Genomic DNA, 7,759 nt, shown 5'->3' with positions numbered 1-7,759 from the left:
CGCCGTCCGTGCCGGAGCCCGACGGACCGGGCTGACTCCCGCGCGCGCCCGCCCCGTTGCGTACGGCCGTGAGCCACAGCTCGGCCATCGCCACGACGATCCCCGCGGCGGCCAGCACGGCGAAGACCCAGCCCGCGCCCCGCATCGGCGCCGCGATCGCGGGCTCGGGCGAGACGACGCGCAGCAGATAGCCGAGCAGCAGGAAGATGACGGCGGCCGTGCCCGCGAGCAGCGGCACCAGCACGGAGACCATCGCGAGCAGCCCCGCTCCCGTCGCCTCCGAGACGCCCTCGCCCACCCCGGCCAGGCTCAACCCGCCCGCGCCGCCCGGCTGTTCGCGTCCCTCCGTACGGTCGCGTCCCTCCGTACGGTCCGTACGGTCGCCGCCGGAGCGGCGCTGCCGGGTGCGCAGGCCGACGTACCGTCCGTACTCCTCGGCGGCGTCCGCCGCGATCGAGGTGGCGGCGCTGAGCGCCATGACACGCAACTGCTGTGTGCTGATCTGCTCGCCCGCCGCCGCCAGTCCGGGACGCCGCGGTGCGTCACGCAGCGCCTCGTCGACGGCCCGCTCGAACTCGGGCCGGTCTTCCGGCAGCAGGTGCGGAGCGCTCTTCATGTGCATCCCCCGATGCTCCGTTGGGCCTTCCGGTGCCGAGGGGCACCAATCCCGGGCCGGCAGGCCCAGGGGGAGGGCGGGGCAGCCGCGGCGAGGGTAGGGGAAGTCGCAGCGGCAGAACCGATGTTAAAGGGAATCGGGCACTTCGTGAGAGAGAGTTTCCGGTAATTGCCCCTTCGCGGCAATGTGTTCACCGCCGAGGCCGCCTCCCCCGGCCGCCCCCGACGACCGTCGTCCGCCTCCCAGTCTCCGCTTCCCAGTCTCCGCGTGACAGGCGGCCGTCTTCTAGCGTTCCAGGGGCAGTTGGGTGACGAGAAGCTTCCCGTCCATCGTCACGCCGCCGTCCATCGCGAGCGCGAGACCGTCCGCGTACAGATGCGGCCCCGTGATCTCCGGCACGGCGTCCTCGTCCGCGTCGCCGTCCTCGCCCGCGTCGCCGTTCGTGACCAACTCGCCCAGCAGGTACGGGATGGGGCTGTGCCCGTGGACGATCTGCCGCCCGCCGAAGACGGTGAGCAGTTCGCGTGCGGCCAGCGACCCCGTCTCGTCGCGGAAGGCGAAGCGCTTGGTGAACTTGCGGAACAGATCCCAGGTCTCGTCGGCGTCGTTGCGCTGAAGCGCCTCGGTCACGGCGTCGTTGACTGCCTCGATGGTGGTGCCGTAGTCGAGATAGCAGGTGGCGTCCGAGTGCAGCAGCAGATGGCCGTCGGCCAGGGCCATCGCGTCGAGGCGCGACATCCACTGCACATGGTGGTCCTCCAGGCGCTCCATGTCGGTGCGCTGCCCGCCGTTCAGCAGCCACGCCGCCTGGAACGAGGCAGTGCCGGCACTGGAGTTGACGGGTGTGTCCCCGAACTTCTTGGCGCCGAAGAGCAGCAGCTCGTGATTGCCCATCAGCGCCTTGCAGTAGCCGCCCGCGGCGGCGGCCTGCGCGGAGAGGTTCATGACGAGGTCGATGACACCGATGCCGTCGGGGCCCCGGTCGGTGAAGTCGCCCAGGAACCACAGCCGGGCGTTGTCCGCGATCCACTCGTCCTGCTCGTCGATGATGCCCGCTTCCCGCAGTGCGGCGCGCAGTTCGTCGAGATAGCCGTGCACGTCGCCGACGACGTAGAGCGGACCGTCGCCCTCCTCGGCCGCGGTCTGCGCGGCGACGTCCACGAGCGTCTGCTCGTGCTCCTCCTCCTCCGGGACGCTGACGACGGGCAGATCCCGCTCGGTCGGGGTGTATCCCTCGTCGTGCCCCTCGTGCCCGTCGCCGGCTTCGTCCTCCTCGGGCGCGGGGGCGGACATGGTGTGCTCGGGATGCGGCGCGGCCTGCTCCAGGGACGAGTGCCCGAACGCCGTCTGCGGCGCGTGCGCGTGCGAGTGCCCTGCGGGCGGCGGCTGTTGACCGGCCGGAGCGGGCTCACCGTGCCGGGCGGGCCGAGCGGTCGGAGCGGGCCGAGCGTGCTGTATGGGCTGCGCGGGCCGTACGGAGTGCGAGGGCGCACCCGTGGCCCCGGGCTCGTCCGCGGCAGCGCCGCTCTCCTGCCACGTCCCGGGTCCCTGACCGGCCCCCTGAGTCATCGACCCCTCCACCATCGCGTGCCGCCGTGCACTTGTCCGGGCCTCGCCCCGCCTGCCTCGGCGGGGGTTCCCGCCCGTCGCCTGCCACGCCGACCCGTGGGTCCGCGGTTGCACAGGCCGGGACCGGGCCCCGGTGTCGTGCGCCCCATCATAGGAAGGCGGGCAGGGGCTTGTGACGCACCTGGGGGTGGCAATCGCGGCTCCCGGCCCGTGGGGTGGCGCATTCCTCCGGTAATTCCCCTCTCGTCCTCGCCGCGCTGTCCCCGTCCGCGTCCCCGTCCGCGTCCCCGTCCGCGTTTCCGTCCGTCTCCCCGTGGCGCGTTCAGTCCGTCCCCGGCACGGGTCCGGGGGAGCGCGGCGCGCTGATCGTGGTGCGGGGCGGACGGCGCTGCGAGGACGTACGGACGATGAGGTCCGTCGGCATCACCTGCTCCACGGGCGCGTCGCCGCCGATGCCCTCGATGGCGTCGATGAGGAGCTGGGTGACGGTGTTCCCGATGCGGCCCGGCTTCAACGAGAGCGTGGTGATGGGCGGTTCGGTGACGGCGTAGACGCTGGACTCGCTGCAGCACACCAGCAGCAGGTCCTCGGGCACGCGCAGCCCGTAGCGCCGCGCGGCGGCCAGCAGATCCGTGCCGTTGGGGTCGAAGAGCCCGTACACCGCGTCGGGACGGTCGGGCCGCGCCAGCAGACGGTCGGCGGCGACGGCTCCCGCGCAGGGGTCGTGCGCCGGGTAGTCCTCGTACACCGGCTCCTGTCCCACGCGCGCGCACCAGTCGAAGTACGCGGTGGTCGACAGCCGGGTGTAGGTGTCGGTGCTGGTGCCCGTCAGCAGCCCGATGCGTCGGGCGCCGGCCTCGGCGAGGTGGTCGAGCAGTCCGCGCACGGCCTCCTCGTGGTCGTTGTCGACCCAGGCCGTGACGGGCAGCGAGCCGGCGGGGCGGCCGTCGGAGACGACGGGGAGGCCGGAGCGTACGAGTTCGGTGACGACCGGGTCCTCGTCGGAGGGGTCGATGACGACCGTGCCGTCGAGCGCGACGTTGGACCACAGGTCGTGCCGTGACGTGGCGGGCAGGATGACCAGGGCGTAGCCGCGGGCGAGCGCGGTGGAGGTGGCGGCTCTGGCCATCTCGGCGAAGTAGGCGAACTCGGTGAAGGTGAACGGTTCTTCGCCGTACGTCGTGACCGTGAGACCGATCAGGCCGGATTTCCCGGTGCGCAGGGTGCGGGCGGCGGCGGAGGGGCGGTAGCCCAGGCGCTGGGCGACCTCGCGTACGTGGCTGCGCGTGGCGTCGGGAAGGCGGCCCTTGCCGTTGAGGGCGTCCGAGACAGTCGTGATCGAGACACCGGCCGCGGCGGCGACATCGCGGATGCCCGCGCGCCCGCTCAGCCGGCTCCCCCCGCGTGCTCGGCGCGAGGCCGATTCCCGGCTTACCTGATGCTTCTCTGCTGCTGTCATGGCGCCCCGATCGTAGGCCCGCCGCAGAGGGGTCACCGGCCACTCGGAGGGGACCCCAGAAGGCACGATTCTGCATGTGCGTTTACGGCCAACTGCCTTGGAAAACACGCCAGTTGACGATCCATCACGAACTTTGCCCTCCTCGGTGGGCGATTGTGCCCAGGGATACGGCGATGTTGCGAGGAGGTCTCAACTCACCTTCATGAGTGATGCGCGCCACGGCTCCAGCCACAGGCGCGCAAATGCGCTATGGGGCGTCCGGTTCGACCCCGTACGCCCCGCCGTCACCGGCGCCTTCACCGGGTCTCTCTCCGGGCTGCTCTCCGGGTCTCTCTCTGGGCCGGGCACCGGCCGTCCCGCACGGGGCCGAGGGGTGCGGGATACCCCCCTCGCCTGATTCCTCTTAGGGTTAGCAGCATTGGGTGCCGGCAGGGACGAGGAGGAGACCGCGGTGAGTGAGAAGAAGCCCAGGCTGCGCAGCGCGCTCGACGGGATCCCCACGTACAAGCCCGGCCGCCCGGCCGCCTCGGGACCGGCCGCCTACAAGCTGTCCTCGAACGAGAACCCGTATCCGCCGCTGCCCGGCGTGCTGGAGAGGATGACGAGCGCGGTCGGCTCCGCCAACCGCTACCCGGACATGGCCTGTACGGGGCTGATGGCCGAGATCGCCGACCGCTTCGGGGTGCCGGTCGAGCATGTGGCCACCGGCACCGGATCGGTGGGCGTCGCCCAGCAGTTGCTCCAGTGCACGGCCGGGCCTGGGGACGAAGTGATCTACGCCTGGCGCTCGTTCGAGGCGTACCCGATCATCACGCAGATCTCCGGCGCCACCTCGGTCCAGGTGCCGCTGACGGACGGCGAGGAGCACGACCTCGACGCGATGGCCGACGCCGTCACCGACCGCACCCGGCTGATCTTCGTCTGCAATCCCAACAACCCCACGGGCGTGGCGATTCCGGGCGACGCCCTGGAACGTTTCCTGGACCGGGTCCCCGGCGACGTGCTGATCGTCCTGGACGAGGCGTACCGCGAGTTCGTGCGCGACGAGAGCGTCGTCGACGGCGTCGAGCTCTACCGCGACCGCCCCAACGTGTGCGTGCTGCGCACCTTCTCCAAGGCGTACGGACTGGCGGGCCTGCGCGTGGGCTTCGCCGTGGCGCACGAGCCGGTCGCCGCCGCGCTGCGCAAGACGGCGGTGCCCTTCGGTGTGAGCCAGATCGCACAGGACGCGGCCGTCGCCTCGCTGCGCAGCGAGGACGAACTGCTGGAGCGGGTCGAGGCGCTCGTCGCCGAGCGTGCCCGCGTCTCGCGTGAACTGGTCGCGCAGGGCTGGACGGTGCCCGAGTCGCACGCGAACTTCGTGTGGCTGCGGCTCGGCGACCGTACGACCGCGTTCGCGGAGGCGTGCGAGCAGGCGGGCGTGATGGTGCGGCCGTTCGCGGGCGAGGGAGTCCGCGTCACGGTCGGGGAGCGCGAGGCGAACGACATATTCGTGCAGACCGCCGCGGCCTTCCGCAAGAGCGAGTTCTGAGCCCCGTCCGGGCCGACTTGAGCTGATCCGGAGCTGAGCCGGAGCCGGGCGACCGGGTCCCGGCCGCACGCCCGACGGAGGCGGCGCCCCCTGGGCCGCCGCCTCCGCGCGTGCCGGTCGCACGGTTGAAGGGGACCCCCCTCGCAGTGTCCGAAAAGCCCGTCGTAGTATTTCTTGTGAATGTGAACGCATTCACGAGCACCACTTGTGGCCCGGTCATTCCTGCACGAAAGCGGATCAACCTCCGAGCCGGACACCGGCCACAGCCGCGAGGCGAAGGAGAGAGCCGGTGGAGATGACAGCTCTGGCGCCGGAGACCCTGGCGCGCTGGCAGTTCGGCGTCACGACCGTCTACCACTTCCTGTTCGTGCCCCTGACGATCGCGCTCTCGGCGCTCGTCGCCGGGCTGGAGACGGCGTGGGCGCGCACGGGCAAGGAGAAGTACCTCCGGGCGACGAAGTTCTGGGGCAAGCTCTTCCTGATCAACATCGCCATGGGCGTGGTGACGGGGATCCTCCAGGAGTTCCAGTTCGGCATGAACTGGTCCGACTACTCGCGCTTCGTGGGCGACGTCTTCGGTGCGCCCCTCGCCTTCGAGGCGCTTCTCGCGTTCTTCTTCGAGTCCACGTTCATCGGGGTGTGGATCTTCGGCTGGGACAAGCTGCCCAAGATGGTCCACGCCGGGTGCATGTGGATCGTGGCCGTCGGCACGATCCTCTCCGCGTACTTCATCCTGGCGGCCAACTCCTGGATGCAGCACCCCGTCGGCTACCGCGCGAACCCGCGCAACGGGCGGGCCGAACTCAACGACTTCTGGCTGGTGTTGACGCAGAACACCGCGCTCGCGCAGTTCGGGCACACGGTGGCCGCCGCGTTCCTCACCGGCGGGGCGTTCATGGTGGGCATCGCCGCGTACCACCTGATGAAGGGGCGGCACGTGTCCGCCATGCGTCCGTCGCTGCGGCTCGGACTGGTCACGATGGCCGTCGCGGGGGTGCTTACGGCGGTCAGCGGCGACCGGCTCGGGAAGATCATGTACGACCAGCAGCCGATGAAGATGGCCGCCGCCGAGGCCCTCTGGGAGACCAAGGGGCCCGCGCCGTTCTCGGTGTTCGCCTACGGCGACGTGGACAAGGGGCACAACAAGGTCGCCGTCGAGATCCCCGGGCTGCTCTCCTTCCTCGCCCACGACAACTTCTCCGAGACCGTGCCCGGCATCAACGACACCAACAAGGCGCTGCGCGAGAAGTACGGCGAGAAGTTCGGCGTCGACGACTTCCGGCCCAACATCCCGCTCGCGTACTGGTCGTTCCGCTGGATGATCGGCTTCGGGATGTCCTCCTTCGCGCTCGGCGCCGCGGGCCTCTACCTCACCCGCCGCAGGCTCTGGCTCGCGCCCCGGCTGCGTACGGCGGAGGACGAGGTGCCACGGCTCGCGCTCACGCGGGATCGCGAACTCGGTCCGGCGCTGACCGGCTGGTACTGGCGGCTGGCGCTGCTGACGATGGCGTTCCCGCTGATCGCCAACTCGTGGGGCTGGATCTTCACCGAGACCGGACGGCAGCCCTGGGTCGTCTACAGCGTGCTGCCCACCGCGGCGGGCGTCTCGCCCAGCGCGAGCCAGGGCGAAGTGGCCACGTCCATGAGCGTGTTCATCGTCCTGTACGCGGTGCTCGCCGCGATCGAGGTCAAGCTGCTGGTGAAGTACGTCAAGGCCGGGCCGCCCGAGCTGACCGCCGCGGACCTCGATCCGCCGAAGCGGGTCGGCGGGCACGACAAGGACGATCCGGACCGTCCCATGACCTTCTCCTACTGACCCCTGCCGACCCCTGCCGACTCCTGCCGGCCCGCGACCGCCGGCCCGGGCCGGCTCCGTACCTCCACTCCTGCCGAGGAGCACGCGATGCAGCTTCACGACATCTGGTTCGCGGTGATCGCCGTGCTGTGGACCGGCTACTTCTTCCTTGAGGGCTTCGACTTCGGCGTGGGCGTCCTCACCAGGGTGCTCGCCCGCGGCCGCAGCGAACGGCGCGTACTGATCAACACCATCGGGCCGGTCTGGGACGGCAACGAGGTGTGGCTGATCACCGCCGCGGGCGCCACCTTCGCCGCCTTCCCCGACTGGTACGCCACGCTCTTCTCCGGCTTCTATCTGCCGCTGCTGCTCGTCCTGGTCTGCCTCATCGTGCGCGGCGTCGCCTTCGAATACCGCGCCAAGCGCAGCGAGACGAGCTGGCAGGACCGCTGGGAACTGGCCCTGTTCGTCACGTCGTTGCTGCCCGCGTTCCTGTGGGGCGTCATCTTCGCGAACATCGTCCGCGGGGTGCCGATCGACAAGGACAAGAACTACGCGGGCGACCTCGCCGACCTCTTCGGCCCGCACGCGCTGCTGGGCGGACTGGTCACGCTGACCCTCTTCACCTTCCACGGCGCGGTGTTCACCGCGCTGAAGACCACCGGCGACATCCGCCCGCGCGCCCGCCGGCTGGCCACCGCGCTCGGACTCGCCTCCGCCGCGCTCGCCGTGCCCTTCCTCGCCTGGACGACGCTGGACGGGGGCGGCGCCTGGAGCGCCGGCGCCGCG

The 7,759-nt window shown here is 70.9% G+C and carries 5 protein-coding genes and 1 pseudogene; 3 read left to right on the top strand and 3 right to left on the bottom strand.

Translation table 11 applies throughout. The features are described 5' to 3' along the window. The 3 genes and pseudogenes from AN218_RS32075 to AN218_RS32065 all read right to left on the bottom strand — a co-directional run. Positions 1 to 622 (bottom strand): annotated as a pseudogene (locus tag AN218_RS32075) (hypothetical protein); the annotation flags it as partial. Between the two features lie 279 nt (positions 623 to 901). Further along, the gene (locus AN218_RS32070) at positions 902 to 2,185 is read right to left on the bottom strand and encodes a metallophosphoesterase (RefSeq protein WP_420856044.1); all 1,284 of its coding nucleotides are present in this window, start codon (positions 2,183 to 2,185) and stop codon (positions 902 to 904) included. 322 nt (positions 2,186 to 2,507) lie between these two features. Further along, a complete protein-coding gene (locus AN218_RS32065) occupies positions 2,508 to 3,644 on the bottom strand; it encodes a LacI family DNA-binding transcriptional regulator (protein ID WP_070020538.1) in 1,137 nt (378 codons plus the stop codon). Between the two features lie 451 nt (positions 3,645 to 4,095). Here AN218_RS32065 and hisC point away from each other — a divergent pair, with 451 nt between their 5' ends. The 3 genes from hisC to cydB form a co-directional block, all read left to right on the top strand. Then, positions 4,096 to 5,175 (top strand): histidinol-phosphate transaminase, encoded by a 1,080-nt coding sequence (hisC, locus tag AN218_RS32060; RefSeq protein WP_070020537.1) that lies wholly within the window; start codon positions 4,096 to 4,098, stop codon positions 5,173 to 5,175. 295 nt (positions 5,176 to 5,470) lie between these two features. Next, complete coding sequence (locus AN218_RS32055; protein ID WP_070020540.1) at positions 5,471 to 6,991, top strand: cytochrome ubiquinol oxidase subunit I; 1,521 nt, start codon at positions 5,471 to 5,473, stop codon at positions 6,989 to 6,991. A gap of 87 nt (positions 6,992 to 7,078) precedes the next feature. Beyond that, positions 7,079 to 7,759: cytochrome d ubiquinol oxidase subunit II (gene cydB / locus AN218_RS32050; RefSeq protein ID WP_070020536.1), on the top strand; the 681-nt coding region annotated here is incomplete at its 3' end.

The sequence above is a fragment of the Streptomyces nanshensis genome (assembly GCF_001751255.1).
Lineage (GTDB): Bacteria > Actinomycetota > Actinomycetes > Streptomycetales > Streptomycetaceae > Streptomyces > Streptomyces nanshensis_A.
The sequence above is the reverse complement of the archived record's forward strand: the minus strand, read 5'-3'. Positions and strand labels throughout refer to the sequence as shown.

Excerpts from the sequence above, each read along its gene's own strand:
- AN218_RS32055 (WP_070020540.1), top strand. The coding sequence starts at position 5,471 with ATGACAGCTCTGGCGCCGGAGACCCTGGCGCGCTGGCAGTTCGGCGTC.
- AN218_RS32065 (WP_070020538.1), bottom strand. The coding sequence starts at position 3,644 with ATGACAGCAGCAGAGAAGCATCAGGTAAGCCGGGAATCGGCCTCGCGC.
- AN218_RS32070 (WP_420856044.1), bottom strand. The coding sequence starts at position 2,185 with ATGACTCAGGGGGCCGGTCAGGGACCCGGGACGTGGCAGGAGAGCGGC.